Source organism: Herbiconiux gentiana, assembly GCF_024978135.1.
GTDB classification, from domain to species: Bacteria; Actinomycetota; Actinomycetes; order Actinomycetales; family Microbacteriaceae; genus Herbiconiux; species Herbiconiux gentiana.
The window spans coordinates 14,455-40,703 of the sequence record NZ_JANTEZ010000009.1 but is presented as its reverse complement, the minus strand read 5'-3'; the positions used below and the strand labels follow the sequence as shown (position 1 = coordinate 40,703).

Sequence of the window (26,249 nt, the reverse complement as noted above, 5' to 3'; positions counted from 1 at the left end):
GCGGCCGGCCGGATCGACCGCGCGTCAGCCCTTCGTGCCGGGCAGTGCCCGACGCAGCCGGTTCGCCACGCGCACCTCGGGCCGGTGCCGCAGGCGTGCGAGCTCGGCCTCGAGCGAGGCGGCGTGCGCCTTGGTGAGCGCGAGCTCCTCCTGGGCCAACCGGCGCTCGTGATCGGAGGCCCCGAGCCGGTCGCTCATGGCGTTCACCTCGCCGCGGAGCTCGGCCTCCAGTACGGCGAGGGCCTGGGCGCTCTCCTCCTCGCTCAACCGAAGTCGCTCCTCGGCCGCGGTGAGCATGCGGAAGCCGCGGGCCTCCGAGTCGCGGAGCGCGGGGGCGAACTCCCGGAAGCGCTCGAGCACGGCCGGGTCGAAGGCCAGGTCGGCGACCGGGGACGCGAGGGTGCCGGCGAGCATCCGCTCTTCGACGAAGTGACCGGCGGCCACACCCTCGGCGAGTTCGCGCTCGTCGGGGTGCCGCAGCAGGTAGAAGGGCAGCAGGGCGCCCTGCTGCAGGCGGCGGTAGTCGCGCATGCCGTGGTGGTTCGGGCTGGGCGTGAGCTCGGGGTTCTCGTCGTAGGCGCGGCCCGAGACCTCGACCTTGTGCCGGTACTGGGCCCAGGAGCGCCAGGGCAGGTGCAGCACCTCGATGGCGAGCTCCTCGGGCGGCAGGCCGGCCGAGGCGATGCTGACGAAGTGGTTGCCCTGGATGACGTCGACCTCGGGGTCGCCCACGTGCACCGCGTCGGCGGTGGGGTGGTCGCGGAGGCCGGTGGCGCGCAGCTTCTCGACCGGTCGGCGGTCGCGGTAGACGAGGCGGTCGAAACCGGTGCCGGCCTCGGCGGCGGTGCCGGTGAGGTTCGTGACCGGCACGAGGAAGGAGCGGATGGCGGGATCGAGGCGCTCGAACACGTCGTGCAGCGTCAGCGAGCGGTCGACGGGGGCGAAGAACTCGTCGGCGTCGGCGTTGATCACCCAGTCGGCGCCGTGCAGGGCGGCCGCGTCGCGGGCCATGCGGGTGACGACGGGGCTCTGCTGCTTGCGGTGCACCGGGTCGTGCCGGAGGTCGATGCGCCCCTCGTCGGCGTAGCGCTGCAGGATCTCGGCGGTGCCGTCACCGGAACCGTTGTCGGTCACGATCAGCACGTCCACACCCTGGGCGAGGTGGTGGTCGATCATGGGCCCGATGATGTCCGCCTCGTCGCGCACCATCAGGGTCATTGCGAGCTTCACCGGGCGGATCTCCATCTCAGGTCGGGGTCGTCCAGCCTCCACCCTAGCGAACGCGTGGGTCGCGGCTCAGTGCGCCGAACGCCGCCGCACGAACGCCGAGCGCACGCCGAGACCGAGCGACAGCGCCGCCCGCACCGGCCAGAGCAGCGGCCCCGAGTACTTCTTGCCGAGGAACCGCTTCGCACTGTCGTGGTGGGCTTGGAGCATCCGGGCCGACTCGGTGGTGGTCGAGTGCGCCCCGGTGTGCAGCACCTCGGCGGCGGGCTCGTAGACGTTCCGCCAGCCGGCCCGGCCGATGCGGTAGCCGAGGTCGACGTCCTCGAAGTACATGAAGTAGCCGGTGTCGAAACCGCCCAAGGCGTCGAACACCTCCCGCCGCACCAGGAAGCACGAGCCCGAGAGCCAGCCCGCGTCGCGGCGCTCGGGGTTCTCGCCGATCTCGAGACGGTACGAGCGGGTCCATGGGTTCGTGGGCCAGACGTTGGCGAAGAGGGCGTGCCCGATGCCGTTGCGGATCGAGGGCACCGACCGCGCGGACGGATAGGCGCTGCCGTCGCTCTCGAGGATCTTCGGCCCGATCGCCCCGGCGTCGTCGAGCTCGAGCATGGTGTCGACCAGCACGTCGACCGACCCCGGCGCGAGCACCACGTCGGGGTTCGAGACGAGCACGAACTCGTGACCGCCGCCGAGCGAGGCGACGGCCTCGTTGATGGCGTGCCCGTAGCCCACGTTGCCCGTCATCGGCAGGTAGCGGCCGCCCGCCGCGGCGACGAGGCGCTCGACCTCGGCACGCGCGGGTGACCCGGGCTTGTTGTCGGCCACGACCACGTCGACCTCGGTGCGGGCCGCGGCGGCCGGCACCGAGTCGAGGAACGGCCCCAGCACGGCGGCCGAGTCGTAGCTGACGGTCACCACCGCGATGCGGGGGCGGGTTCCGGATGCGCGTTCCGCCCTCACGCGGCCACCTCCACGGTGACCCCGGCCGCGGCGTACGCGTCGAGGTGCACCCGCGCGCAGGCCGCCCAGGTGAACCCGTGCGAGCGCTCGAGGGCGGCCCGGGACAGCTCGGCGCGGCGCCCCGGCTCGTCGAGCAGCTGCTCGAGCGCCACGGCGATGGAGTGGGCATCCGGCTCGGTGTACGCCACCGCGTCGCCGCCGACCTCGGGGATCGAGAGCCGATCGGTGGTGAGCACGGTTCCACCGCACGCCATGGCCTCCAGCACGGGCAGGCCGAAACCCTCGCCGAGGGAGGGGTAGGCGACGACGGTCGCGCCGCCGAGGAAGGCGCCGAGTTCCTCCAGCGGGAGGTACCCGGCCTCGGTGACGCCCTCGCCGGGGGTGTCGAGCAGGCGCGCGGCCTCCTCGTCCCAGCCGCGGGAGCCCGAGAGCACCAGCTCGGGGGTGGTCAGGTCGCGGGCGCGGCGGTCGGCGCGCAGGCTCGCGTAGGCGCCGAGCAGGGCCGGCACGTTCTTGCGGGGCTCGATGGTGCCGAGGAAGGCGATCCAGCCGGTGCCGCCGAGGCCGTGCGCGGCGGCGAAGGCGTCGACCGCGGCGGGGGCCGGCGGCCGGAAGACCTCGGGGTCGACGCCGAGGTAGGCCACGCGGATCTCGGCGCGCACGGGTACCGCGTCGCGCACGGCGGCGGCCGTGGCGCGGCTGGGTGCCACGAGAGCGGTGGCCCGGCGGCCGGCCCACCTGGTCCAGCTCGTGAAGAAGGTGCGCTTGAGGCGCGAGTGCACGCCGGGGTCGGTGAAGAAGGTGGCGTCGTGCAGGGTGACGATGCGGGAGCGACGGGTGAGCAGCGGGAAGGTGTAGTGCGGCGAGTGCACGGCTCGCGCGCCGAGTCGCTTGGCGAGCCGGGGCAGCCCGAGCTGCTCCCAGGCGAAGCGCACGGGTCGTTTCGCAAGCGACGCAGGGCCGGCGTGGTAGCGGTGACCCGGCGCGGCGGCGCGCAGCCGGTCGAGATCGCCGGGCTTCACCACGACGTCGAGCGCGACCCCGAGCTCGTCGAGACCGGTGAGCAGCCCCTCGATGTAGCGGGCGACGCCGCCCCACGACGGCGGCAGACTCGTCGCGTCGAGGAGGACGGGGATCTGTGTGCTCACCACGACGTCCTAGCTCTCGTTCCCGGCGGGGTCTCGTTCCGGGAGGGGTGCCCGGAGGCCGCCTCAAGCATACCCGCCGCCTCCGGCGTCACTCGGCGACCAGGAAGGCGGCGACGGCCCGGCGCGGTGCGCGGGCGGAGCGGTCGATCCGCACCCGGCGGGCCAGGTTCGCCGGGGTGAGGCGCAGGGCGGAGCCGAAGGAGCGCAGGCGCCGTCGGGCGTCGGCACGGTGGGCGGGCGTGGGGGTGCGCGCCACCGCGACGAGGGCGCGCAGGGTGCCGGCCGCGGTGCGCGCGACGGCGGTGAGGGCGACGGGGGCGGGCGCGTGGCGGAGGGCCACGAGCATCCGGTTGCGCTCGTTGCTGAAGCGGAAGACGTCGCTGCCCGTGCCCGAGGAGGCCGCGTGCGCGTGCCGCACGACGGCGTCGGGCGTGTAGCGGATGCTCCAGCCGGCGCGCCGCAGCCGCCAGGAGAGGTCGGTGTCCTCGTAGTACATGAACAGGCTCTCGTCGAACAGCCCCACGTCGTCGAGGGCCCGGGCGTCGAGCGCCGCGGCGCCTCCCGAGAAGCCCATCACCTCGCCCGCCGGGCGGTGCTCGTCGGCCGCCGGCACGAGCCAGTCGCGGTCGCGGCCGTTGCCCGAGCGGGTCATCTCGTTGCCGGTGCTGTTGACGAGCACCGGGTGGGTGCCGGCGAGCAGGATGCGCGCGGTGACGGCCCCGCGGCCCTCTGCCCCGCGCAGCTCGTCGACCAGGGCCGCCACGAAGCCGGGCTCGGCCTCCGCGTCGTTGTTGAGCAGCACGTAGACGTCGGCGGGGCGGGCCCGGATGCCCGTGTTCACGCCCGCGCCGAAGCCGTCGTTGCGCCCGCCGTCGACCACGAGGTGCTGCGGATGACGCTCCCGGAGCACCTCGAGCGAGCCGTCGCCCGATCCGTTGTCGACGATCGTGATGGCGAGCTCGAGGCCGCGCTCGGCGAGGCCGGTCTGCCGCTCGAGCGACGCCACCGCCGCGGAGGTGAGATCGGGCTGCCGCCAGTTCACCAGGATCGCCGAGACGGCGACCCGGGCATCCGTGTCGCTCGTCATGGTCGGAGGGCCCGGCGGCTCAGGCGCCGACGACGCGGATCTCGGGCGTGGAGTGCACGATGCCGACCGCGAGGTCGTAGTACGGCACGTCGAACGAGACGGCCTGCGGCACGTCGTGCACGTGGGCGCGCTCGCGGTTCATCAGCGTGGAGTTGATGAAGTACTTGCCGGTGCCGAACTGCACGTCGTGCAGCACGAACTCCACCGTGGTGGGCTCGCGCAGCACGCCGAGGTCGAGCTTCATGCGCGGGGAGGCGGTGCCGTAGACCGGCACACCCTGCACGTTGTCGATCTGGATCGCGGCGATCCAGTCGGGCAGGCCCGTGGGGTGCTCGTACGTGACCCGCACGATGAGGTCGTCACCCGGATGCACGGGGTCGCCCTCGGCGCGGCCGGCGGCGTGCACCGTGGTGGAGACGATGCGGCCGTTGTTGACCGGCACCTGCTCCTCGTGGGTGGCGTTGTGGGCCTCGGCCTCGTCCTGGCGGCGTTCCTCGAGCACGTCGCGGAAGTCGCGCACGGCCTCGTGCGGCACGCCGTCGAAGAGCACCTCGCCCTTGTTCAGCAGCACGGCGCGGTCGCAGAACTCGGTGATCTGGCCGAGCGAGTGGGTGACCAGCACGATCGTGCGGCCCTCCCGCTGGAACGAGCGGATCTTGTCGAGGCACTTGCGCTGGAAGGCCTCGTCGCCGACGGCGAGCACCTCGTCGACGAGCAGCAGGTCGGGGTCGACGTGCACGGCCACCGCGAAGGCGAGTCGCACGTACATGCCCGAGGAGTAGAACTTCACCTGGGTGTCGATGAAGTCCTTGATGCCCGAGAACTCGACGATGTCGTCGAAGTAGAGGTCGGTCTGCTTGCGTGACAGGCCGAGGATGGAGGCGTTCAGGTAGACGTTCTCGCGCCCGGTGAGGTCTTGGTGGAAGCCCGCACCCAGCTCGAGCAGCGCCGCCAGCCGGCCGCGGCGACGGATGGTGCCGCTCGTGGGCTGGATGATGCCGCCGATGGTCTTCAGGAGGGTCGACTTGCCCGAGCCGTTCGGCCCGATCAGGCCGATGGTCTGGCCGGAGCCGATCTCGAGCGAGACGTTCTTGAGGGCCCAGAAGTCCTCTTTGAACTGCTTCGAGCGGCCGGCGTTGACCAGGCGCTCCTTGAGGCTCTTCTCCTTGCGGATGATGAACCGCTTCGAGACGTCGTTGACCTCGACGACGGGGACGTGCTCTGCCATCACAGCTCCTGTGCGAAGTCGCCCTGCAGGCGGCTGAAGACTCGTTGGGCGGCGAACAGGGCCACGAGGCCCACGACGCCGGCGATCAGCATCCGGATGGCCAGGTGCGGCAGGGGGACGCCGTTGGACGCCTCCGACCAGAAGGCCTCCTGGAAGCCCAGCACGGCGAGCGTGATGGGGGAGTTGACGTAGATCTCGAGCAGCCACTGCGGCAGGATCGCCGCGGCCTGCTGCCACGAGTAGAGGATGGGGGAGGCCCACATGAGCAGCAGCAGCACGACCTCGACGAGGTACTGGATGTCGCGGAGGTAGACGTTCAGCGCCGCGAGCAGCACACCGACGGCGGTGCCCCAGATGAGGATGAGCACGAGCGCGCCGAGGCCGAACAGCAGCTGCGGGCCGAAGCTCAGCGTGCCGACCACGATCGACGCGATGATGAGGATGACGAACTGCACGGCGAAGTTGAACAGCGCCGAGCCGACGGCGGCGAGCGGGAAGATCTCGCGCGGCAGGTAGACCTTCTTCACCAGGCCCGCGTTCGCGATGATGGAGCCGGTGCCGGCGCCCACGATCTCGCTGAACAGCGTGTAGATGGTGAGGCCGGCGAAGATGTAGATGGCGAAGTTCTCGATGCCCCGGGCGGCGCCGAGGAACTGGCCGATCACCAGGTAGTAGATGAACAGCTGGGTCAGCGGCTTGGCGAGGCTCCAGAGGAACCCGCCCGCGCTGTCCTTGTAGCGGGACTTGAGCTCGCGCCCCGTGAGCAGGCGGAGCAGACGACGCTGCTCCCAGATCTCGCGCACCGAGGCGACGGTGCCCGTCACGCCCGAGCTGCGGCCGCCGGCCTGCTGCCAGGGCTCGGTGCTCAGTCGGTTCGCCCGCTGCAGCGGGGACTCTTGCAAGCCAGTCATGCTTCCGGCCTCCAAAGCCATCATCCGGGTAGGTCGGCTGGGAGGGCCGACTGCCGGGTTCGAGGATACAACACGGCCCCTGGGCGGGAGCCGAGGTCAGCGACGGCCCGCGCGGGCGTGCTCGGAGCGGGAGCGCACCTTGGCGATCAGCGACGAGACGCCGCCGTTGGTGAGGTAGTGCCGGGCCAGCGCGATGTCGCGCCCGAGGCCGTGCCGCCGGGTCGAGATGGCCTGGAACTTCTCCTCCGCGGTGACGGGTCGGGTGCGGCGTGCACCGGCGCCGAGCTCGATCGGGGCCGAGAGCGAGCCGAGCACGCGGTCGGCGGCGGGGTGCGGGTCGCGGCAGAACTCCACGAGGGGGCGCAGCGTCTCCTCCCAGGTGAACTGCTCGCGCACCCGTTTTACCGCCTCGACGGCCGCGGCGCGCTCGTCGACGTCGTAGAGCATCCGCTCGAGGGCGTCGGCCAGGGCCTCGACGTCGCGCTCGGGCACGCTCACGCCGAGCCCCTCCTTCTCGACCAGGTCGCCGAAGCTGTCGCCGCGGGTGGTGACGATCGGCAGCGACGCCCACAGGTAGTCCAGGATGCGCGTGCGGAACGAGAATGTCGTCTCGATGTGGTCGAAGTGCGTGCTCACGCCGACATCGGCCTCGAGCAGGTAGTTCTGCCGGTCGTCGAGGTCGACCCAGGAGTCGTTGAAGAAGACGTGGCGGCCGGTCAACCCGAGCTCCTCGGCGAGCCGCCTGGTCTGCTGCACGATGGCCATCTCGGGCACGTCGGGGTTCGGATGCGCGACCCCCATGAAGAACAGGCGCACGTCGGGGCGGCGCTCGGCGAGTACCCCGACGGCCCGCACCAGGGTGAGCGTGTCGAACCAGTTGTAGATGCCGCCACCCCAGATGACCAGCTTGTCGCTCTTACCGATGCCCGGCACGACCCCGCGCACGGCGTCGCGGGTGTGCCGCGGGGGAGTCGAGTCGAGGCCGAAGGGCGCGATCGAGATCAGCTCGTCGAGGGAGTCGTCGGCGGCGTAGTTCGCGGGATTGATGCGGCCGAGGGCGGCGAGCTGACCGAGCCAGAACAGGCGCTGCCGCTCGGAGGCGCAGAGGAAGAAGTCGGCCCGGGCGAGCTGCGCGTTCAGCACCTCGGTGGCGGAGCGCACGATGTTCGTCCAGCGCTCGGTGCCGAACTCGCGACCCTGCTCGAGCTGCTCGAGGTGCATGGGGTCGTAGATGTCGGCGACGACGATCTTCTCGGACTTCTGCAGGGTGGTGAAGTGGTGCAGCGCGTAGCCCTGGAAGAAGATCACGTCGGCCCACTGCTCGTGCACGGCCATCTGCCGCTCGTTCTGCAGCTGCACGTGGGCGACCTCGAAGCGGTCGGACTGCCGCTTGGCGGCGTTCCAGGTGACCAGGCGCACGTCGTGCTCGGCGCTGAGCGCCTCGCTGATCTTCCAGGCGCGGAGGCCGGGCCCCGCCATCTTCTCGCCGAGCGCGTCGCCCGTGATCACGAGCACGTGGCGCCGATCGGTCGAGGCCTCGATCTCGAAGGCGTCGACCACCGCGCGGAATCCCGAGAGATAGGAGGAGTCGCCGAGCAGCGGGTGGATCATGTTGCCGAACAGCCGGAACAGCTCGGCGTCGGTGCGCCGTCGGGCGGCCTGCAGCTCGTCGCGGGTCGCGCTCAGCGACTCGAGCTCCTCGACGAACTGGTCGAGGGCGAACAGGCTCGCGAGCGACTCCTTCGCCACCGGCGTCGTGGCGTCGAACTCGTCGGCAGCCCCGCCGAAGCGGCGGATGTCGAACAGCTGCGAGTCGAGGTCGCTCTTCGCGACCGCGCGCCGGGCGAGCAGCGCCATCGCTCCCGGCAGGAAGCGTCCGAGGTTCTCGGCCGAGAGGTTCTTGTAGAGGGTGGCCAGGGCGTTCCGCTCGAGCAGGTAGCTCTCGCGGTACGGGCCGAAGCTGCGCATCGAGGCGTGGTGGCGGTGGTAGACGATCGAGGCGGGCGCGAAGCGCACCCGGTAGCCGAGCAGGTTCAGGCGCCAGCCGAGGTCGACGTCCTCGTAGAACATGAAGAAGCGCTCGTCGAAGCCGCCGGCCTCGGCGAAGGCGGAGGCCCGCACGAACAGGGCCGACCCGGTGCCGTAGAGGATGTCGCGCGGCTCCTGGAAGCGCTCGTCGTCGGGCTGGTTCTCGTGGTCTTTGTAGCCCATGCCGAACCAGGTCAGGCTGCCGCCGACGAAGTCGACCACCTTGCCCTCCCAGTCGAGCACCTTGCTGCCGACCGCGGCGACCGCGGGACTGGTGTCGAACTGGGCGACGGCCTCCCGCACCCAGGCGGGGTGCGGCTTGGCGTCGCTGTTCAGGAAGGCCACGAACTCGCCGCGGGCATTCGCCGCGCCGAGGTTGGACCCGCCGGCGAAGCCGAGGTTCTCGGCCGACTCGATCACGCGCACCCGCTCGTCGTCGGAGAAGGCGGCGGTGAGCCGGGCGAGGCTGTCGTCGCCCGAGCCGTTCTCGACCACGACGACGTCGAGCTTCTCGCGCGGCCAGTCGACGGCACCCAGCTGGGAGACGCACTCGATCGTGTCGTCGGCGCCGCGGAAGTTCACCACGACCACCGACACGACTCCGGGCTGGGCTTTCGGCATGGCGATCTTCACCCGATCAGCCTATCGCCGGAGCGTCAGCGGGCATCCGGATGCCCGATGCCTAGGATCGGGGACATGGCACGTACGACGCTCCTCCGCGCATCCCTCAGCACGCTCATCGTCGCCGCAGCGGCCCTGTCGACGGCCGCCTGCATCGGCGGAGCGGCCACGCCGAGCCCCTCGGCGAGCTCGCCGACGCCGACGCGCTCGGCCACCCCGACGCCGACGGCCACCCCCACGCCCACCCCGACCGCCGCACCCGTGCCGACGCCGACCCCCACCCCGACCACCCCGGAGTCCTCCGTGGTCTCCCTCGAGATCTTGAACAGCTCCTACGACCCCTCGACCTCGACGGTCTCGGTCGCGGGCATGGTGACCGACCTCGTCTCCTCGACCGGCACCTGCACCCTCACCGTCGCCCAGGGCGACCAGAGCGCCACCACCGAGGCGGCGGGCATGGCGGATGCGGCAGTCACCTACTGCTCGAACCTCGCGGTCGTGCTGCCCGCCGGCGCCACCGGCACCTGGAGCGTCGAGCTGACCTTCACCGACCCCACCCACTCCGGGTCGACCACCGGCAGCATCGAGGCGGCCTGACGGGCGGAGCTCCCAGGCGGCGGCGCTCGAACCCGATTACAGTGGGGGAGTTTCCCCCGTCATGAAGGATCGGTACCGAGCATGAGCTCAGCAGTGACACCCCCCGACGGCGACGTCGCGAACGAACTGCGCGAACTGCGCCTCGAGGTGCAGGCGCTGCGCGCGCAGCTCGCGCGCCGCACGGCCGAGACCGAGGAATACCGGCGGCGGCTCGTGGCCAGCCGCAACCAGGCGGAGCGGCTCGCCACCCAGCTGAAGGCGCTGCGGGGGTCGAGCTCGTGGACGATCACCCGCCCGCTGCGCATGCGCCGGCGCAAGGCCCTCAACAACGGCTGGACCTGATCCGGTGAGCACGAGAGTCCTCGACAAGGTCCTCCCGCTCACCGTCGTCGAGACCGAGAAGCGCCGCCTGCCCGCCACCGACCGCGTCGCCGTGGTCGCGAGCTTCGGCACCTCCTCGACGGTCTCACTGTCGCTGTCGTGGATGGTCGCGCGCCTCGAGGAGGCCGGTTACGAGGTCGTCGTGGTGCGTGCATCCGACGACCACGCCCCGCTGGACTGGTCGCGCGGGCCGGCGAACGACGCCATCGTGGTGCGGAAGCCGAACATCGGCTACGACTTCGGCTCGTGGGCGACGGGCCTCGAGCTCTTCCCCGAGATCAGGCGCAAGCCCTACGTGCTGCTCACGAACGACTCGCTGGTCGGGCCGTTCGCGAGCCTCGCGCCCATGGTCGAGGACTTCGAGACGAGCTTCTTCGATGTCTGGGGCGGCACCTGGACGAGCCAGTACATGCAGCACCTGCAGAGCTTCCTGATGGGATTCAAGGGCGGCGTGCTCGACGACCCGACGCTGAAGCACTTCTGGCAGAACCTGCCCGAGCAGCCCACGAAGTTCGACATCATCGACAAGTATGAGCTCGGCCTCAGTCGCCTGCTCTACGGCGAGGGCTACGTCTCGGGCGCCTGGTTCGACTACGAGCTCGTGGTGCAGTACACGCAGAACCCCACCATCCAGGGCTGGAAGGGCCTGCTCGAGCACGGCTTCCCGTTCGTCAAGCGGGAGCTCGTGACCAACCCGGGTATCGTGGGGGACGCTTTCGAGGTGCCCGCCGTCATCGAGCGGATGTTCGGCGAAGACCCGCGCGCGTGGGTGTGAGAGCCCAGCTGGGGAGAGTTAGAGGGTCATGAGAAGAATCACCATCGGCGGCGTCAAGCGCCGCACGGGCCGGGCCATGCTGAAGGTCGGCGACAAGCTCGCCGAGTCGCCGGCGCCCGCCGCCCCCGACGACTTCCCGGCCGGATTCGGGGCCTGGTCGAAGAACCGCACCAACCGCCTCAAGGCGCTGTACCCGGGGGAGTGGAAGAAGCAGTTCGTCGCCGAGCCCACCACCGCGCGCGTCGCCGTCGTCGTGCACGTGTTCTACACCGACCTCGTCGAGCAGATCCTGGGGTCGCTCGAGGCGCTGCCGGTGCAGTTCGACCTGATCGTCACCAACGCCTCGGGCGAGGAGCTCACGCTCGACACCAGCCGCCTCGCGAACGTCGGCCGCGTGCAGGTCTTCGACATCGCGAACCACGGGCGCGACATCCTGCCGCTCGTCTCCGTCGTGAACGCCGGCCTCCTCGACCCCTACGAGCTCGTGTTCAAGGTGCACACCAAGAAGAGCGCCTGGCGCGAGGCGCACGGCGAGCTCGCCGGCTCGGGTGACGAGTGGCGCGAGAGCTTCTTCTCGGAGCTGGCCGGCTCGGTCGAGACGGTCACCCGCGTGCTGAACGAGTTCGCGAGCGACCCCGCCCTGGGCATCCTGACCTCGACCGGCAACGTGCTCGGCCCCGAGTTCTGGGGCGGAGACCGCGAGATCGTCGGGTCGCTGCTGCGGCGCATCCAGATGGACCGAGACGAGGACCGCCTGCGCTTCGCCGCCGGGAGCATCTACTGGGTGCGCGGCTTCCTGCTGCAGGGGCTGCGGGCCTTCGAGCTGCAGGCCTCCGACTTCGAGGAGGAGGCCGGCCAGGTCGACGCCACGACGGCTCACGCGATCGAGCGCATCCTGGGCATCGTCGCCGGTGAGGCCGGTTACGACGTGCGCGACGCCTCGACGCTGACCTCGACCGCCGAGGGCACGGCTTTCGAGCGGTTCGGGGCGGATGCGGTGGTGCAGCCGCGCGCGCGGGTGATCCCCTTCTACCTGCCGCAGTTCCACACCTTCCCCGAGAACGACGAGTGGTGGGAGAAGGGCTTCACCGAGTGGTCGAACGTGGCCGCCGGAACCCCGCTCTACCCGGGCCACATCCAGCCGCTGCTGCCGAGCGAGCTCGGCTTCTACGACCTGCGCACCCCCGGCGTGCGCGACGCCCAGTACGAGCTCGCCGCCGCGGCGGGGCTCGAGGGCTTCATGTACTACTACTACTGGTTCGCGGGCAAGAAGCTGATGGACCTGCCCGTCGAAGACCTGGCGGCGTCCGACTCCGACCAGCCGTTCTGCCTCATGTGGGCGAACGAGAACTGGACGAGGCGCTGGGACGGCAGCGAGAAGAACATCCTGATCGCCCAGGACTACGACCGCGTCTCGGCCAAGCAGTTCATCCACGACGTGCTGCACCTGATCACCGACCCGCGCTACATCCGCATCGACGACAAGCCGGTGATCGCGGTCTACCGCATCACCCAGATCCCCGACCACGTCGAGGTCGTCGCGCACTGGCGTCAGGTCGCCGAGGAGGCCGGGCTCCCGGGCCTGCACCTCGTGACCGTCGACGTCGGCACCTCGATGCAGGGCGTCGAGGGATCGCTCGCGGAGCACGGGCTCGACGCCTACCTCGAGTTCGCGCCGCACAACATGTTCTGGCAGTCGCTGCCCCGCGACCACCGCGGCCTCGACGAGCGCTTCCAGGGCAACCTGCTCTCCTACCCGGCCATGGCCGAGAAGGCGGAGGAGCGGCTGAACACCGCGCCCCCCGCCCACCGCTACCCGGGTGTGATGGTGAACTTCGACAACACCGCCCGCCGGCAGTGGCAGCCCGACATGTGGTACGGCTCGAACCCGTTCACGTTCCGGCGCTGGCTCAACACCACCGTCTCCTCGGTGGCCGAGCGGCCGCGCGACGAGCGGGTCGTGTTCATCAACGCGTGGAACGAGTGGGCCGAGGGGGCCGTGCTCGAGCCCTCGCAGCGCTACGGGCGCACGTACCTGCTCGCGGTGCGGGACGTGCTGCACCGCTGACACGCCGCAACCGGGCGAGTCCCCGGGCTTCGTACAGCCTCTCTTTAGGATGAGGTGTGATGAGCGGAGCCACGATGACACGCACGACCACTCGACGGGGACTGGTCGCCGCCGTTCTCAGCCTGATCCTCGTCGTGGCCGGGCTGACCGCCGCGGGGGCGTCGCCGGCCACGGCGGCCTCGGCTTCGGCGGCGTCGTCGGCGCTCACCCGTACCGCTCCGCAGGCCCTCGTCACGGCGACCGCGGCCGACTTCGACCCCGGCAACATCATCAGCGACGAGAACTTCTTCAACGGCAACGCGATGTCGGCCGGCGCCGTGCAGAACTTCCTGAACAGCCAGGTCTCCAGCTGCCGCTCGGGCTACACCTGCCTCAAGGACTACCGGCAGACGACCTGGTCACGCTCGGCCGACGCGATGTGCAACGCCTACTCGGGCGCCGCCAACGAGACCTCCGCGACGATCATCTACAAGGTGGGCCAGGCCTGCAACGTCAGCCAGTCGGTGCTGATCGTGCTGCTGCAGAAGGAGCAGTCGCTGATCACCGACTCCTGGCCGAGCGAGAGCCAGTACCGCTCGGCGACCGGCTTCGCCTGCCCCGACACCGCCCCCTGCGACGCCGAGTTCTCCGGCTTCTACAACCAGGTCTACAAGGCGGCGTGGCAGTACAAGCGCTACACGAACCCCGCCGGCACCTCGGCGTTCTTCACCTGGTTCCCGGTCGGCAAGTACTCGGCCGTGCGGTACCACCCGAACGCCGCCTGCGGCTCCTCGCCGGTGCTGATCAAGAACAAGGCGACCGCCGGCCTCTACTACTACACGCCGTACCAGCCCAATGCGGTCGCGATGTCGAATCTCTACGGCGGCCAGACCGACGGCTGCTCCTCCTACGGCAACCGCAACTTCTGGCGGCTCTACACCGACTGGTTCGGCGACCCCCGCACGGGCTCGAACCCGCACGGCGCCTTCGACAAGGTCGCCGGGGTCATCGGCGGCGTGCAGGTCACCGGCTGGGCGGTCGACCCCAACACCGCCGACCCGACCTCCATCTGGGTCGCCATCGACGGAACCAGCAGCTCCTACCGGGCCGACTACCGGCTCGACTGGCTGCCGGTGCTGTACCCCACGCTCGGCGCGAACCACGGCTTCAGCCAGGTCATCGGGGCGAGCCCCGGCAAGCACACGGTGTGCGTGTCGAAGGCGAACGGCGTCGACCTCGGGTGCAAGAGCGTCACCGTTCCGTCGAACGACCGGGCGGCCGCGTCGCTCGACGTCGCCGAGGGCACACCCGGCGGGATCCACATCTCCGGCTGGTCGGTCGACAAGAAGAGCGGCGCCCAGACGTACCTCTGGGTGAACGTCGACGGCAAGGGCTCGGCCTACAAGGTCGACAAGCGCCTCAGCTGGACCCCGAACCTGTTCCCGAACGTCGGCAACCTGCACGGCTTCGACGTCACGGTACCGGCCACCCCGGGCATCCGGGAGATCTGCGTCTACGGCGTGCAATCGCTGCTGATCGCCTGCAAGACCGTGACCGTGCAGCCCTTCGAGACCGGCAAGGTCGAGAGCGCCACGGGTGTCGTGGGCGGCATCGAGGTCGCCGGCTGGAGCCTCGACCAGCGCAGCTCGGCCTCGACCTACGTCTGGGTCGACGTCGACGGCGCCGGTCGCGCCGTGGCCGCGAACCTGCCCTCGGCCTCCGCTGCGGCGGCGTTCCCCTCGCTCGGCAAGAACCACGGCTACAAGGTCACCATCCCGGCCAAGCCCGGCGCCCACCGCCTCTGCGTCACCGGCACCTCGGGCAACACCTCCTACGGCTGCCAGCAGGTGGTCGTGCCCAACAACGAGGTGGGCAACTTCGACAGCATCAGCGCCGTGATGGGCAAGATCTCGGTGACGGGATGGTCGCTCGATCGCACCTCGTCGGCCACGACGTACGTCTGGGCCTTCATCGACGGGAAGAGCGCCGGCCCGATCAAGGCCGACCGCGCCCTCGGCTGGATTCCCGTCCTGTATCCGAAGTCGGGCCCGAACCACGGCTTCGCCGCGACCTTCGCCGCCACCGCCGGATCCCACGAGGTCTGCCTCACCGGTACGAAGGAGAACGTCTCGTACGGCTGCAAGACCGTCACCGTCCCGACGAGCGGCGCGGCCAGTCTCGACAGCGTCACCGCGGGAGACCGCACCGTCTCGCTGACCGGGTGGGCCGTCGATCGGCTCTCGAAGGCGACCACCTACGTCTGGGTCAGCATCGACGGAGTCGGCAAGGCGTACAAGGCCGACCGCCCCCTGGGGTGGATCGACTCCTACTTCCCGGGTGTCGGCCCGAACCACGGCTTCGCCATCGACGTGCCGGCCGGCGCCGGCCCGCGCGAGGTCTGTGTCACCGCGACCTTCGACAACCAGGACCTGGGGTGCCGTACGGTCGACGTGCAGTCGCCCGGTGCCGCGAGCGTCGACTCCGTCACGGGTGTCGCGGGTGGCGTACGCGTTCAGGGCTGGTCGGTGAATCGGCAGACGACCGAGGGCACCTACCTCTGGGTCGACGTGCAGGGTGTCGGGGGCTTCCCGGTGGCGGCCGACAAGCCGCTCGCCTGGATCGACTCCTATTTCCCGGGCGTCGGGCCGAACCACGGCGTCGACTCTGTCGTGAAGGCGCCGTCGGGCACCCGCAAGGTGTGCATCACGGCGACGTTCGACAACCGCTCGCTCGGCTGCAGCACCGTCACGATCCCGTAGCGGGGCGCTCCCGCCGGGCGTTTTCTCACTCGTGCAGGATGCGGTCGCAGGGGACGAGGAACCAGTAGCCCGCCGGGCCGATGGGCACCCGCACCTCCGCCGCCGGGTCGGCCTCGCACTCGGCGCGGAAGGTGGGCACGGATTCGGTGAGCTCGGGCACGCCCGCCTTGTTGTCGGGCGAGCGGTAGTCGACCACGCCGGGGGCGATCAGGGCGGCGGCCACGATGGCGACGCCCACGATGCGGGCGACGCGACGGCCGCCCCGGGCGTCGGGCCCGGGCAGCCAGGCGCTCGTCGCCGAGACGGTCGAGACGATCAGCAGCAGCGACGGCACGACGAGGTACCGTCCGGCGCGGAACACCTCCTGGCCGGGCGCCGGCGCGCCGAGGCTCGCCCAGGTGAGCACCGCGGTGACGGTGAAGAACGCCGCCGAGGCCGCCAGGGCGAGGGCGGGCAGGCCGTCCCGGCCGAGGCGCAGGGCGATCAGCAGCACGAGGAGCGCCACAACCGCGGCGGCGATCAGCACGACCGGGTGGCGCCCGAGGGTGTCGTAGACCGCGCTGCCGGTGGTGTGGCCGAGGAGGTCGCCGAAGACCACCCGCACGAGATAGGTGGCCGCCATCGCCGCGGGCTCCAGCTCGGGCTCGCCGCGGTCGCGCTCGGTGCCGAGCACCACGAGCACCTGCACGACCGCGGCGGCGGCGAAGACGATCCCCACGACGTTCTCGCGCAGCCGGGGGAGCAGCACGGCCCGGGCGAGCACCAGGGGAGCGAACGCGATCGCGAGGGGATCGCTCATGACGGCGGCGGCGACGAGCACCGAGCCGAACAGCAGCCGCCCGACGCCCGGGCCCGAGCGGGCCGACAGGGCGAGGAACAGCGCGAAGATCAGGAACCAGTGCGAGTTGGCGACGTTGGTCGCCACCTCGAGCGACCCGATCGGCACGATGAGCACGAGCAGCCAGAGCAGCAGACGCAGCGGCCGCTGCACCCGGTCGCGGGTGAAGACGAAGGCCGCCACGGCCGCGGCGGCCCACACCATCGCTCCCGCGAGGTTCATCCCGGTGCCGAGCTGGGTCGTAGGCACCACGGCCTCGACGAGCTGAGCGGCCGTGCGGGGCAGGAAGTGCATGTAGCCCGCGTAGGGCGTGACGAGGTTCGTGAGGTAGTCGTGCGCGAACGCGCCCTCGAGGAACTGGTTGCCGTCCTCCGACCAGAGCACGTTCCGCTGCCCGTCGGGCAGTCGCAGGGCGGCGACGGCCGTGCCGACGACGAAGAGCGCCGTCACCGCTCCGGCCCGGGCGGGGAAGGGCGAGACCCGCCCCGCCTCCGGGCCGAAGACCCAGGTGGCGGCGCGGGCGCGGCTCAGCGGCACGCCGTCACCGCGGTGTCGCCGGCGGTGACGACGACGGGGCGGTCGGCGGTGGAGGCGAGCAGCGTGCCGTCGTCGTCGACGCCCACGGCGAGGGTCGCGGCGCTCGTGGGATAGGCGAGGGTCACGGTGACGGTCTGCGTGAGCGAGCCGACCGGCTCGAGGGCCAGCCGTCCGGTCGCCGGCAGCTCGATCGCGGCGTACGGCTCGATCGGCTGGCAGGTCGTCAGCTCGTCGCCCACCGGCTCGTCGAGCCCCGTCCACTGAACGTTCAGCGACACCTGGTCGGCGTCGAGCACCGACGGCTGCACGTCGGCGATGCGGTCGTCGGCCGCCATCTCCGAGAGCTCGCGCCAGTCGACCGACGGGGCGAGCTGCGGCGAGGGCACGGCGTCGGGCGAGACGGCGACCAGTCCGTCGTCGGCGAGCGAGGCCGCCGCGCCGAGCAGCGCGGCGTTGGACGACTTCCAGTCGGCGAGGCCCTCGGCGGTGTCACCGAGCCCCACCACGTTGATCGCGGCCCACCCGCCGAGCAGCAGCACGAGCATCCCGGCCGCGATGCGCGTGCCGCTGAGGAAGCGGGCGAGGCTCGCGACGAAGACGGGGATGGCGGCGATCAGGATGAAGTACGAGTAGCCGCCGCTGGCCGACTCGGCGACGTCGCGGCTGAGCCGGCCGATCAGGGTGATGGCCAGCGACAGCACGAGGGCGACGAGCAGGAAGAGATAGGTGCGACGGGCCCGGGAACTGCCGCCGGCCGGGTCGCGCACGGCGAGGTAGGCGAGCGTGCCGATGGTCGCCACGACGAGGATGGCCGGGGTGAACGGGTCGCTCAGCGGGATGGAGTCGTTCACCGCCTTGGCGAGCAGGGCGTAGACGAACGCGGGGCCGTCGCGCAGCACCTGATCGACGCTGTGGGCGCTGTTGTAGCTCGGGATGGTGAAGAGCACCCGCACGGCCACGAACCAGACCGCGGGCACGAGCACGGCGATCGCGCCGAGCAGGTAGCGGCGGAGGGTCAGGAGCGCCAGCCCGGCGGCGATGCCGAGCGGGATGTAGGCCGACCCGCTGAAGGTCCCGAAGAGCGAGAGGGCGATCACGCCGATGACCCGGATGCGCGGCTTCACCCGCGGGGACAGGGCGAGGTAGAGCATCCAGAGGCCGGCGGTCGTGGCGGCCGTGTACTGGAACTGCCCCGCCCAGGTGAGCGTGCCGGCCCCGGCTGCCATGATCAGCACCGGTGCCACGACCGCCACGCAGACCGCCCGCGACGAGATGATCAGGCGCAGCAGCGCGTAGACCGCGACGCCTCCGGCGAGGTGGCAGATCACCATCGGCAGGGCGTAGAGCCAGTAGCCCTGCAGCCCGATGACCTGGTAGAGCAGCGAGAACCACACCTTCGTGAACAGGATGGTGTGCTCGTTGTGCGGCGTGATGATCCAGCCCAGCCAGGAGGCGCCGTCGGGCGGGGTCAGGTAGTCGAACTCGTCGTAGATGAAGTACTGCGTGCGCACGTTCGCGAGCACGACGGCGCCCGCGACCAGCACGACCAGGGCGAGGGCGACCGCCGCCACCAGATCGGGGTTCAGGCGGTCGGCGAACGCCCGCAGCCGCCGCTGCGCTCCGACGACCCTGAGGTCGACGGCGGAATCGAGGCGGCGGGCTGCGGACGTTCGCTCGGTGCTCACGGTGCGGTGCGGCGGATCAGATGGTGCCGTCGGCGACGGCGTTCTCGATCCACGGGATGACCTCGTCGAGCATGTCGTCGAGGGTCGTGGTGGCCTCGAAGCCGAGCAGCTCCTTCGCCTTGGAGACGTCGGGCACGCGCTTGGCGACGTCGTACTCGAAGCCGGGGTCGCTGGTGTAGTTGAAGGGCACGTCGGGGCCCTTGATCTTCTGCCAGATCGTCTCGGCGAGCTCGAGCACCGAGTGGCCCTCGGCGGTCGAGACGTTGAAGTCGTTGTTCAGCGCGGCCGGGTGGTCGAGCGAGAGCACGATGCCGCGCGCGAGGTCGCCGCCGTAGGTGTAGTGACGCACCTGCTCGCCCGAGCCGAGGATGTGCAGCGGGTCCTGACCCTTCAGCACCTTCTGCACGAGGTCGGGCACGACGTGGCTCATGGCGAGCTTGACATTGCCCGAGTCGATCTCGACGTCGCCGAGCGCACGGCTCTCGCCGATGCCGACGCAGTTGAAGGGGCGGAGGATCGTGTAGGGCAGCTTGTACTGGTCCCAGGCGGCGCGGGCGAAGTACTCCACGGCGAGCTTCTGGAAGCCGTAGCTCGACAGCGGCGGCGGCACCTCGCGCTCGTCGCCCTCCTTCGACGGCCAGCGGTCGGTCGACTCGAACACCATCGAGCTCGACATGTAGGTCACCTTCTCGAGGCGGCCCTTCTTGTGCGCGGCGATCGCGGCGTCGACGCTCGAGGCGATGATGCGCTCGTTCTGCGCGAGCAGGTCGTAGGCGTAGGTGTGGAAGTAGGAGATGCCGCCGATCAGCGCGGCGCCCGCGATGAAGTGGTCGCAGTCCTCGAGCAGACGCGTCATCAGCTCGACGTCCTGCACGTCGCCGACCACGAGCTCGTAGTTCGGGTTGTCGTCGTACGACTTCTTGACGGGGCCGTACTTGGAGTAGTTGTCGACTCCGACGACCTGGTAGCCCTTCTCGAGCAGCTCCTCGACGATGTAGCCGCCGATGAATCCCGCGGATCCGGTGACGAGAACCTTCTTCATGTGATGCGTTCCTTCTTCTGGGGTGTTCGACGTGACGATGACGATCAGGGGGTGGGGTCGGTGAGGGCGTGCAGCTCCTCCAGCGTGAGCTTGCGGCCGAACGCGAAACGGTACCAGCGCAGGTACTTCGGGATCCACTTCGCGAGCTTGAAGTTCGACTCCCCGAAGGCCCGGTCGAGCCAGATCGTCGGGATCTCGGCGACCGGCAGCCGCAGCCGCCTGGCCTTCGCCGTGAGCTCGAGCCCGATCTCGAAGCCGTCCTTGGAGTCGATGCCGACCTGCCGCACGAACTCGGCGTTGTAGGCCTTGAACGAGTTGGTGGCGTCCCGCGTGCCCGCGTTCGTGAACACGTGCAGGGTGATGCCGGCCATCCGCGACAGGAAGCTCTTGAACCGGGGGCCGCCGACCTGCTGGCCGCCCGGCATGTAGCGGGAGGCCGCCGCGACCACGACGCCGCGCTCGACGAGGCGCACCAGGTCGTCGATCTGGCGCGGGTCGTCGCAGCCGTCGGCCATCGTGACGACGACGGTGTCGCTCGTGGCGTGGTCGATGCCGTAGCGGATGGCGTAGGCCGGGCCACGACCGTAGTCGTTGATCAGCACCTTCAGGTTCGGCCGCCCGGCCGACGCGTAGGCCGACACGACCGGCACCGTGCTGTCGGTGGGGGCGTCGACGACGACGAGCACCTCGGCGTCGAGCTTCACCGCCTCGAAGATGCGGTCGAGCCCCGGAACGATGTCCTCACCCTCGTTGTAGGCGGGGATGACGATCGACGCGCGGGGAGCCTCGCTCAAATCACGACCCCCTGGCCGAGCAGGTTCCACACGTCGGCCACCGGCTTGTCGGTCACGAGCCCGCGGTACTCGCTGTGCGGGGTGGCGACGATCAGGATGTCGGCCTTCTCGAGCACGGCCTCGAGCGGCAGCAGCGTGTCGTCGGTCTCCTCGGTGACGTGGGGATCGGTGCCGATGACGGCCTTCGCCCGGAACTTCAGCACCCGGCGCAGCTTGTACGACAGGCTCGAGCGGATGTCGTCCGATCCGGCCTTGAACGACATGCCGAGGATGCCCACGGTGAGGTTCTCGAGATCGAAGCGCTTCTCGAGCTGGGTCACGATGTAGAGGGGCAGCCCCTCATTGACCTGCATCGCCGAGTGGCCGAGTGCGAACTTGTTGTCGCTGAAGGCGGCGAGCTGCATCGTGTCTTTGAACAGGCACGGCCCGGCGGCGAAACCGGGGCCCGGCAGGTCTTTCGCCCGCGGGTAGTCGTGGGTGAGCCCCGCCCGGATCTTCTCGAAGTCGAGGCCGCGGTCGTTCGCCATCATGTAGAACTGGTTGGCCGCGGCGAACTTGATGTACCGCCAGGTGTTCGTGAACAGCTTGGCGAGCTCGGCCTCCTCGGGCTCGAGGTCGACGATCTGCTCGGTGAGGGTCGAGAACAGGGCGGATGCCCGGGCCCGTCCGGCCGCGGTGCGGCACGACACGATCTGCGGCAGCGTGAACAGCTCCTCCATCGCCTTGTGCTCGGCGATGCGCTCGGGGCAGAACGCCACCTCGGTGGCGAGACCCGCCTCCCGGAGGCGCCGCTCGACGAGCGCGGTGACGCCCGGGTAGACCGTGCTGCGCAGGATGAGCAGCTGCTCGTCGCTGAAGTAGGGCATGCAGGTCTCGAGCGCCTTCGGGATGGCGTTCGGGTCGGGGTTGAGGTGCTCGTCGACCGGCGTGCCGATCACGACGATCACGTTCTCGGCGGTCGCGACCACGGCGGCGTCGGTCGAGGCCGAGAACATGCCGTTCGCCAGCACCCGCTGCAGCACGGGCTCCGCGCCTGGCTCGCTGAACGGCATGCGCCCCGCCGTGATGCCGGCGACCGCGCGCTCGCTCACGTCGTAGACGACCACCTTCGAGCCGCGGTCAGCGAGGGCGATGGCCAGGGGGAGACCGACGTGGCCCCCGCCTCCGATGACGACGACGTCGTTGCTGAACTTCGATGACACGCGTTTGACCTCGTTCGTGATGGGTGCCCGACTGCGACACGGTCGATCGACAGCGGTAGAGCAGTGGACAGGATACAGCGGCGGTTATCATTTTGAGGGCTCGGGACGCGAGCCCCGGCATCGACGCGCAGAAGGCATCGTTAGTGAAGAAGATCTGGGACTACCTCTGGGAACGCCTGGTGCGCTACGCGCTCAAGTTCGGAGTGGTCGGACTGGTCGGCTACGTGATCGATCTGAGCGTGTCGAACCTGCTCTGGTCGGGCGCTCTCGGCGAAGGCTGGTACGAGACCCCGCTCGGCGGGAAGTTCGTCTCGGTCGCGATCTCGACGCTCGCGACCTGGTTCGGCAACCGGTACTGGACCTTCCGCGACCACCGGCGCAAGAACTTCCTGCTCGAGCTCGCCGAGTTCACCCTCATCGCGGTGCTCGGCCTCGGCATCTCGCTGGCCTGCCTCTACGTCTCGCACTATCTCCTCGGCCTCACGAGCATCGTCGCCGACAACATCTCGGGCAACGTCGTCGGCCTGGTGCTGGCGACGGCCTTCCGCTTCCTGCTCTACCGCTACTGGGTGTTCGCACCGGGCCGCGCCGACGGGTTCACGGCGATCAAGAACCGAGAGGCCGCCGAGGCCGCCGAGGCCGAGGCGGCAGCGGTCAGAGACGCACCGGTCGGCTGAGCTCCGGCCCGTCGCCCGCGCCCGGAACGGCCGGCCCGAATCCGAACGGCCCCGCCGGCGGCGTCGCAGGCGGCACGGCGACCCACTTCGGGTCGCGCCCGACGACCGCGACCGTCAGGGCGAACGCCACGGCGACCACCGCGAACGCGACGATCAGGGGGATCGCCCCGAACGGCGGCACCCACGCGCTCGGCTCGAGCATCGCGGGCCAGTCGGTCTTATAGCCCGAGGCGAAGCGGCGCAGCGTGGTCGCGAACGCGTAGACGGTGGCGTAGATCCAGGCCGCCCCGAACAGCCAGGCCACGACGCCGAGCAGCACCCGCGGCGGGCGGCGCTCGAACCGCGGTGAGGTGGCGATCGCGGCCGCCATGCCGAGCAGGAACGTCATCAGCAGGATGAGCGTGTACCGCCCCTGCCAGATGAAGCCGCCCGCGGTCACGTAGAACGCCTGCACCAGCGGCGGCAGGAAGAAGAAGGCCAGCGCCAGCGCGATCACGAACACCAGCCGCCGCCCGCGCACCCAGACGAGCACCCCCACGACGAGCAGCGCGAAGATCACGTAGCTGACCCAATACACCGAGGGATGCAGGGTGGTGTCGAGCCAGCCCAGGATGCCCACCATCTGCCGAAGCTGCAGGTAGAAGTTCCCCAGCAGCCCGAAGAACCCCTCCACCGGGCTGAGGCCGACGCCCTCGTTCACCGGCGGCGTCGCGGGGCCCGCACTCGGAGCCGTACCGAGCGAGTTGCTCGTCAGCGTCCACCACGCACTCGCGAGCGCCGTCGCGATGATCAGCAGGATGCTCACCAGGACGCTCGGCCGCCGGAGCAGCGCCCCGAGCTCCCGGCCGCCGAGCAGCAGCAGCGGTGCCACGAGCAGCACCGCCACCCAGAGCGGCGAGATGCCCCGTGAGTTCGACACCAGCGCGGCGGCCACCACCACCATCGCGAGCCGGCTGCCGAGCAGCCTCGGGTTCGGCTGCAGCGTGATGCCGAGCATCGCCGTGAACAGCGCGAGGCCGCCGGTGTACTCCAGCGCGTTCGGGTTCACCGTGCCCATCAGGTAGACCGCCATCGGCGTGAGGCCGGCCAGCAGTGCGATGGTGGGCAGCCGGCGCCGCTTCCACGAGCCGATCATGAAGAAGCACGAGGCCACGAAGAACGAGGTGATGACGGCGCTGACGATGCGCATGGCGTAGATGCCCGTGACGTCGGGCAGGGCGAGGGAGGGCCAGCCGACGAGCCAGTAGTAGACCGGGTTGTACAGGCTCGCCGCTGAGTAGCTCTCGACGAGCGTCGACGGGTCGCCGCTGAACTCCGGCGCGCACGAGGCCGGGGTGTCGGCGAAGAAGGCGAAGCAGTTCTGGCTGTACTCGAAGGCCAGCGCGGCCGGCACGTGCAGCACGCCGCCTGTCGGGATCATCGTCTCGGGTAGCAGCTCGCCGCGCACGACCGATCCGGCCTTCACGACGTGGGCGGGCTCGTCGGGCGAGCCGCCGATCGGGGTCGCGAGGGCCCAGAGCGTGCCCATCAGCGCGATCAGCAGCCAGGGGAGGAGCAGCCAGCGGCCGACCGGGCGGGAGACGGGGGCGGTGGTGGCGGGTGCCGCCTCGGGTGGTGCGGACGTCATCGATTCCTTCGCGACTCGATCTCGGCGAGGGCGGCCTCGAGCTCCCGGATGCGCAGATCCTGCAGCGCGACCGACTCGGCCAGTGTGCGGGTCTCGCTCTCGAGCTCGGTGAGCTCGCCCGAGTGCTGGATGGAGACCAGGAACAGCACCGCGATGCTGAGGAAGAACACGAGGTTGGTCGGCACGGTGACTCCGACGAGCGAGGCGGCCCAGCCGAGCAGGTCGGGGAAGACCCCGATGATCAGCGCGACGATGCCGGCGAGCAGCCACCAGACGGCGTGCCGTTCGCGCAGGTGGTGCCGCCGCAGCGACTCGATCACCACGCCCAGCACGATCAGGGCGGCGACGATGCCGAGGATGTAGCTCGCGAGCGTCACGCGGTCACCGCCGGCTCGACGAAGGTCACGGGCGGGCGGATCAGGGCGACGAACAGCGCCATGCCGGCCCGGCCGAGGTAGACGGCCGCCTTGTAGGGGTTGTGCGAGGGCACCCCGCCGGCGCGCGGGCGCATGGCCACGGGCACCTGCGCCACCGTGAGCTTCGCCCGCGAGGCGATCACGAGCGACTCGACCGTGTCGCCGAGGTACTCCGAGGGGTAGTGCTGGGCGAACAGCGCCACGGCGCGGGGGCCGCTGGCGCGGAAGCCCGAGGTCGTGTCGGTCAGCCGGGTCTTCGTGAGCCGGCTCAGGATGCCCGACAGCACCTTCATGGCCCACTGCCGTGGCCCGCGCACGGCGTAGTCGCCCACCCCGGCGAACCGGGCGCCGAGCACCAGGTCGTGCCGGTCGAGCTCCTCGACGAGGGTGGCGATGCCGGCCGGGTCGTGCTGGCCGTCGGAGTCGACCTGCACGACGTTGCGGAACCCGTTCTGGATGGCGTACTTGAAGCCGGCGCGCATGGCGCCGCCCACGCCGAGGTTGATCGGCAGCTGCAGCACGGTGGCGCCGGCGGCCGCGGCCTCGCGGGCCGTCGCGTCGCGCGAGCCGTCGTCGACCACGAGCACGGCGACACCCGGCACGGTGGCGAAGACCTCGCGCACGACGGCGGCGACCGACTCCTCCTCGTTGAACGCGGGCATCACGATCAGCGTGCGTTCGAGGGCGGTCGGCATGCGGCCCATCATAGCGGCGGGCCCCGGTCAGACCCGGGAGAGCCGGGCCTCGAGGTCGCGCGGGATGCGCCCCGTGCGCCCGGCCCAGCCGTCGACGAGGCCCCGGGCCGCCGCGCGCAGCCGGGTGCCCCGGCCGGGCACGAACAGGGAGACGATCACGAGGTGCCGGAGGTCGGCGAGCGTGTCGCGCACGGGCCGGTAACCGCGGTAGAGGCCGCGGCGGCGGTTGAGCAGCACCCGGTTTCGGGCGAGGTAGTAGTACCGGAACGGCGCGCTGTGGGTCAGCTCGACGCGGCGGCCGGCGACGGTCGCCGTGTGCCGGCGACCCAGGCTGTGCGCGAGCTCGGTGCCCCGGGCGTGCACGACCGCGAGCCCCGCCCCGGCGACCCGCAGGGCGTAGTCGGTGTCGACGCCGTCGATGAACAGCCCCTCGGCGAAGCCGCCGACCTCGTCGAGGGTGCTGAAGGGCACGAGGAGCCCCGACTGGATCGGCGTGCGCCCGATCAGGATGCCGCGCTGCGTGCGCACCGCCGGAGCCGGCTGGCCCGACACGGCCGCCGGAGCGGCGAGTCCGGCGGGGATGCCCGCGCCCCGGGCGGTGTCGAGCGCGCCGACGAGGGCGTCGACGAAGCCGTCGTCGATCCCGGAATCCTCGTCGAAGGTCAGCAGGTGGCGGGCGCCCGGCACGGCGCGGGCCTCGCGGGCGCCGGTGTTCAGGGCGGCGGCGATGCCGCGGTTCGTGGGGTGCCGGACGACGGTCGCCCCGGCGGATTCGGCCGCCAGGACGGCGGGACGCGCATCCGTCGCCCCGCTGTCGTCGACCACGACGACACGCGCCGTCTGCGGCACGAGGGCCCGCACCAGCTCGGCGAGCCGGGGGCCGGGAGCGAAGGCGGTGACGACCGCGACGACCTCGTCGGACACTGTGCACCTCTCCCGACCCGGGGCTCGTCCGGGCGCGCCTACT

General features: G+C 70.8%; 22 protein-coding genes. 6 read left to right on the top strand and 16 right to left on the bottom strand.

Features of this window, described 5'->3' with window-relative positions:
• Positions 1-24: 24 nt before the first annotated feature.
• The 7 genes from NVV95_RS16815 to NVV95_RS16785 all read right to left on the bottom strand — a co-directional run bounded on the left by NVV95_RS16815 (position 25) and on the right by NVV95_RS16785 (position 9,222).
• Complete coding sequence (locus NVV95_RS16815; protein WP_259487710.1) at positions 25-1,230, bottom strand: glycosyltransferase family 2 protein; 1,206 nt, start codon at positions 1,228-1,230, stop codon at positions 25-27.
• A gap of 66 nt (positions 1,231-1,296) precedes the next feature.
• Positions 1,297-2,187 carry a glycosyltransferase family 2 protein gene (locus NVV95_RS16810; RefSeq protein ID WP_259487709.1) on the bottom strand — a complete coding sequence of 297 codons (891 nt, stop codon included), beginning with the start codon at positions 2,185-2,187 and terminating at the stop codon, positions 1,297-1,299.
• Positions 2,184-3,335, bottom strand: coding sequence for a glycosyltransferase family 4 protein (locus NVV95_RS16805; protein WP_259487708.1), 1,152 nt, complete (start codon positions 3,333-3,335; stop codon positions 2,184-2,186). The genes NVV95_RS16810 and NVV95_RS16805 overlap by 4 nt, the downstream gene beginning before the upstream one ends.
• 88 nt (positions 3,336-3,423) lie before the next feature.
• Positions 3,424-4,422 (bottom strand): glycosyltransferase family 2 protein, encoded by a 999-nt coding sequence (locus tag NVV95_RS16800; protein ID WP_259487707.1) that lies wholly within the window; start codon positions 4,420-4,422, stop codon positions 3,424-3,426.
• 19 nt (positions 4,423-4,441) lie between these two features.
• The gene (locus tag NVV95_RS16795; protein WP_259487706.1) at positions 4,442-5,650 is read right to left on the bottom strand and encodes an ABC transporter ATP-binding protein; all 1,209 of its coding nucleotides are present in this window, start codon (positions 5,648-5,650) and stop codon (positions 4,442-4,444) included.
• A complete protein-coding gene (locus NVV95_RS16790) occupies positions 5,650-6,561 on the bottom strand; it encodes an ABC transporter permease (RefSeq protein WP_259487705.1) in 912 nt (303 codons plus the stop codon). The genes NVV95_RS16795 and NVV95_RS16790 overlap by 1 nt, the downstream gene beginning before the upstream one ends.
• Positions 6,562-6,657: 96 nt before the next feature.
• Positions 6,658-9,222 carry a glycosyltransferase gene (locus NVV95_RS16785; RefSeq protein WP_259487704.1) on the bottom strand — a complete coding sequence of 855 codons (2,565 nt, stop codon included), beginning with the start codon at positions 9,220-9,222 and terminating at the stop codon, positions 6,658-6,660.
• Between the two features lie 63 nt (positions 9,223-9,285).
• Between NVV95_RS16785 and NVV95_RS16780 the strand changes: the two genes are divergently transcribed.
• The 5 genes from NVV95_RS16780 to NVV95_RS16760 all read left to right on the top strand — a co-directional run bounded on the left by NVV95_RS16780 (position 9,286) and on the right by NVV95_RS16760 (position 15,769).
• The gene (locus tag NVV95_RS16780) at positions 9,286-9,807 is read left to right on the top strand and encodes a hypothetical protein (protein ID WP_259487703.1); all 522 of its coding nucleotides are present in this window, start codon (positions 9,286-9,288) and stop codon (positions 9,805-9,807) included.
• A gap of 81 nt (positions 9,808-9,888) precedes the next feature.
• Positions 9,889-10,149, top strand: a complete 261-nt coding sequence (locus tag NVV95_RS16775) for a nucleotide exchange factor GrpE (protein WP_259487702.1) — start codon at positions 9,889-9,891, stop codon at positions 10,147-10,149.
• A gap of 4 nt (positions 10,150-10,153) precedes the next feature.
• A complete protein-coding gene (locus NVV95_RS16770; RefSeq protein ID WP_259487701.1) occupies positions 10,154-10,963 on the top strand; it encodes a rhamnan synthesis F family protein in 810 nt (269 codons plus the stop codon).
• A gap of 28 nt (positions 10,964-10,991) precedes the next feature.
• Positions 10,992-13,031 (top strand): glycoside hydrolase family 99-like domain-containing protein, encoded by a 2,040-nt coding sequence (locus tag NVV95_RS16765; RefSeq protein WP_259487700.1) that lies wholly within the window; start codon positions 10,992-10,994, stop codon positions 13,029-13,031.
• 59 nt (positions 13,032-13,090) lie between these two features.
• The gene (locus tag NVV95_RS16760; RefSeq protein WP_259487699.1) at positions 13,091-15,769 is read left to right on the top strand and encodes a hypothetical protein; all 2,679 of its coding nucleotides are present in this window, start codon (positions 13,091-13,093) and stop codon (positions 15,767-15,769) included.
• Between the two features lie 25 nt (positions 15,770-15,794).
• Here NVV95_RS16760 and NVV95_RS16755 read toward each other — a convergent pair whose 3' ends face one another.
• From NVV95_RS16755 to NVV95_RS16735, 5 genes are read right to left on the bottom strand one after another with little or no spacing between them, the layout of a single operon-like run.
• A complete protein-coding gene (locus NVV95_RS16755; RefSeq protein WP_259487698.1) occupies positions 15,795-17,144 on the bottom strand; it encodes a hypothetical protein in 1,350 nt (449 codons plus the stop codon).
• Complete coding sequence (locus NVV95_RS16750) at positions 17,135-18,829, bottom strand: hypothetical protein (protein ID WP_259487697.1); 1,695 nt, start codon at positions 18,827-18,829, stop codon at positions 17,135-17,137. Before NVV95_RS16750 ends, NVV95_RS16755 begins: the two co-directional genes overlap by 10 nt.
• A gap of 16 nt (positions 18,830-18,845) precedes the next feature.
• The gene (locus NVV95_RS16745; protein WP_259487696.1) at positions 18,846-19,871 is read right to left on the bottom strand and encodes an NAD-dependent epimerase/dehydratase family protein; all 1,026 of its coding nucleotides are present in this window, start codon (positions 19,869-19,871) and stop codon (positions 18,846-18,848) included.
• Between the two features lie 44 nt (positions 19,872-19,915).
• Complete coding sequence (locus NVV95_RS16740) at positions 19,916-20,665, bottom strand: glycosyltransferase (RefSeq protein WP_259487695.1); 750 nt, start codon at positions 20,663-20,665, stop codon at positions 19,916-19,918.
• A complete protein-coding gene (locus tag NVV95_RS16735) occupies positions 20,662-21,867 on the bottom strand; it encodes a nucleotide sugar dehydrogenase (RefSeq protein WP_259487694.1) in 1,206 nt (401 codons plus the stop codon). The genes NVV95_RS16740 and NVV95_RS16735 overlap by 4 nt, the downstream gene beginning before the upstream one ends.
• Positions 21,868-22,010: 143 nt before the next feature.
• Between NVV95_RS16735 and NVV95_RS16730 the strand changes: the two genes are divergently transcribed.
• Positions 22,011-22,544 (top strand): GtrA family protein, encoded by a 534-nt coding sequence (locus NVV95_RS16730; RefSeq protein WP_259487693.1) that lies wholly within the window; start codon positions 22,011-22,013, stop codon positions 22,542-22,544.
• On the opposite strand, the gene NVV95_RS16725 is transcribed toward NVV95_RS16730, so the two are convergent.
• Genes NVV95_RS16725 through NVV95_RS16710 form a run of 4 tightly spaced genes read right to left on the bottom strand, consistent with a single transcriptional unit; the run spans position 22,522 to position 26,206 of the window.
• Complete coding sequence (locus NVV95_RS16725; RefSeq protein ID WP_259487692.1) at positions 22,522-24,171, bottom strand: DUF2142 domain-containing protein; 1,650 nt, start codon at positions 24,169-24,171, stop codon at positions 22,522-22,524. The two genes, NVV95_RS16730 and NVV95_RS16725, sit on opposite strands and share 23 nt — an antisense overlap.
• On the bottom strand, positions 24,168-24,548 hold the full coding sequence (locus tag NVV95_RS16720) for a DUF2304 domain-containing protein (RefSeq protein WP_259487691.1): 381 nt from the start codon (positions 24,546-24,548) through the stop codon (positions 24,168-24,170). Before NVV95_RS16720 ends, NVV95_RS16725 begins: the two co-directional genes overlap by 4 nt.
• Positions 24,545-25,282 carry a glycosyltransferase family 2 protein gene (locus tag NVV95_RS16715; RefSeq protein WP_259487690.1) on the bottom strand — a complete coding sequence of 246 codons (738 nt, stop codon included), beginning with the start codon at positions 25,280-25,282 and terminating at the stop codon, positions 24,545-24,547. The genes NVV95_RS16720 and NVV95_RS16715 overlap by 4 nt, the downstream gene beginning before the upstream one ends.
• A 27-nt stretch (positions 25,283-25,309) precedes the next feature.
• Positions 25,310-26,206 carry a glycosyltransferase gene (locus NVV95_RS16710; RefSeq protein ID WP_259487689.1) on the bottom strand — a complete coding sequence of 299 codons (897 nt, stop codon included), beginning with the start codon at positions 26,204-26,206 and terminating at the stop codon, positions 25,310-25,312.
• Positions 26,207-26,249: the final 43 nt, after the last annotated feature.

What these genes read in the sequence shown, in the direction of transcription:
- NVV95_RS16800 (WP_259487707.1), bottom strand. Translation starts at nt 4,422, where the DNA reads ATGACGAGCGACACGGATGCCCGGGTCGCCGTCTCGGCGATCCTGGTG.
- NVV95_RS16795 (WP_259487706.1), bottom strand. Translation starts at nt 5,650, where the DNA reads ATGGCAGAGCACGTCCCCGTCGTCGAGGTCAACGACGTCTCGAAGCGG.
- NVV95_RS16790 (WP_259487705.1), bottom strand. Translation starts at nt 6,561, where the DNA reads ATGACTGGCTTGCAAGAGTCCCCGCTGCAGCGGGCGAACCGACTGAGC.
- NVV95_RS16780 (WP_259487703.1), top strand. Translation starts at nt 9,286, where the DNA reads ATGGCACGTACGACGCTCCTCCGCGCATCCCTCAGCACGCTCATCGTC.
- NVV95_RS16775 (WP_259487702.1), top strand. Translation starts at nt 9,889, where the DNA reads ATGAGCTCAGCAGTGACACCCCCCGACGGCGACGTCGCGAACGAACTG.
- NVV95_RS16765 (WP_259487700.1), top strand. Translation starts at nt 10,992, where the DNA reads ATGAGAAGAATCACCATCGGCGGCGTCAAGCGCCGCACGGGCCGGGCC.
- NVV95_RS16760 (WP_259487699.1), top strand. Translation starts at nt 13,091, where the DNA reads ATGAGCGGAGCCACGATGACACGCACGACCACTCGACGGGGACTGGTC.
- NVV95_RS16745 (WP_259487696.1), bottom strand. Translation starts at nt 19,871, where the DNA reads ATGAAGAAGGTTCTCGTCACCGGATCCGCGGGATTCATCGGCGGCTAC.
- NVV95_RS16725 (WP_259487692.1), bottom strand. Translation starts at nt 24,171, where the DNA reads ATGACGTCCGCACCACCCGAGGCGGCACCCGCCACCACCGCCCCCGTC.
- NVV95_RS16715 (WP_259487690.1), bottom strand. Translation starts at nt 25,282, where the DNA reads ATGCCGACCGCCCTCGAACGCACGCTGATCGTGATGCCCGCGTTCAAC.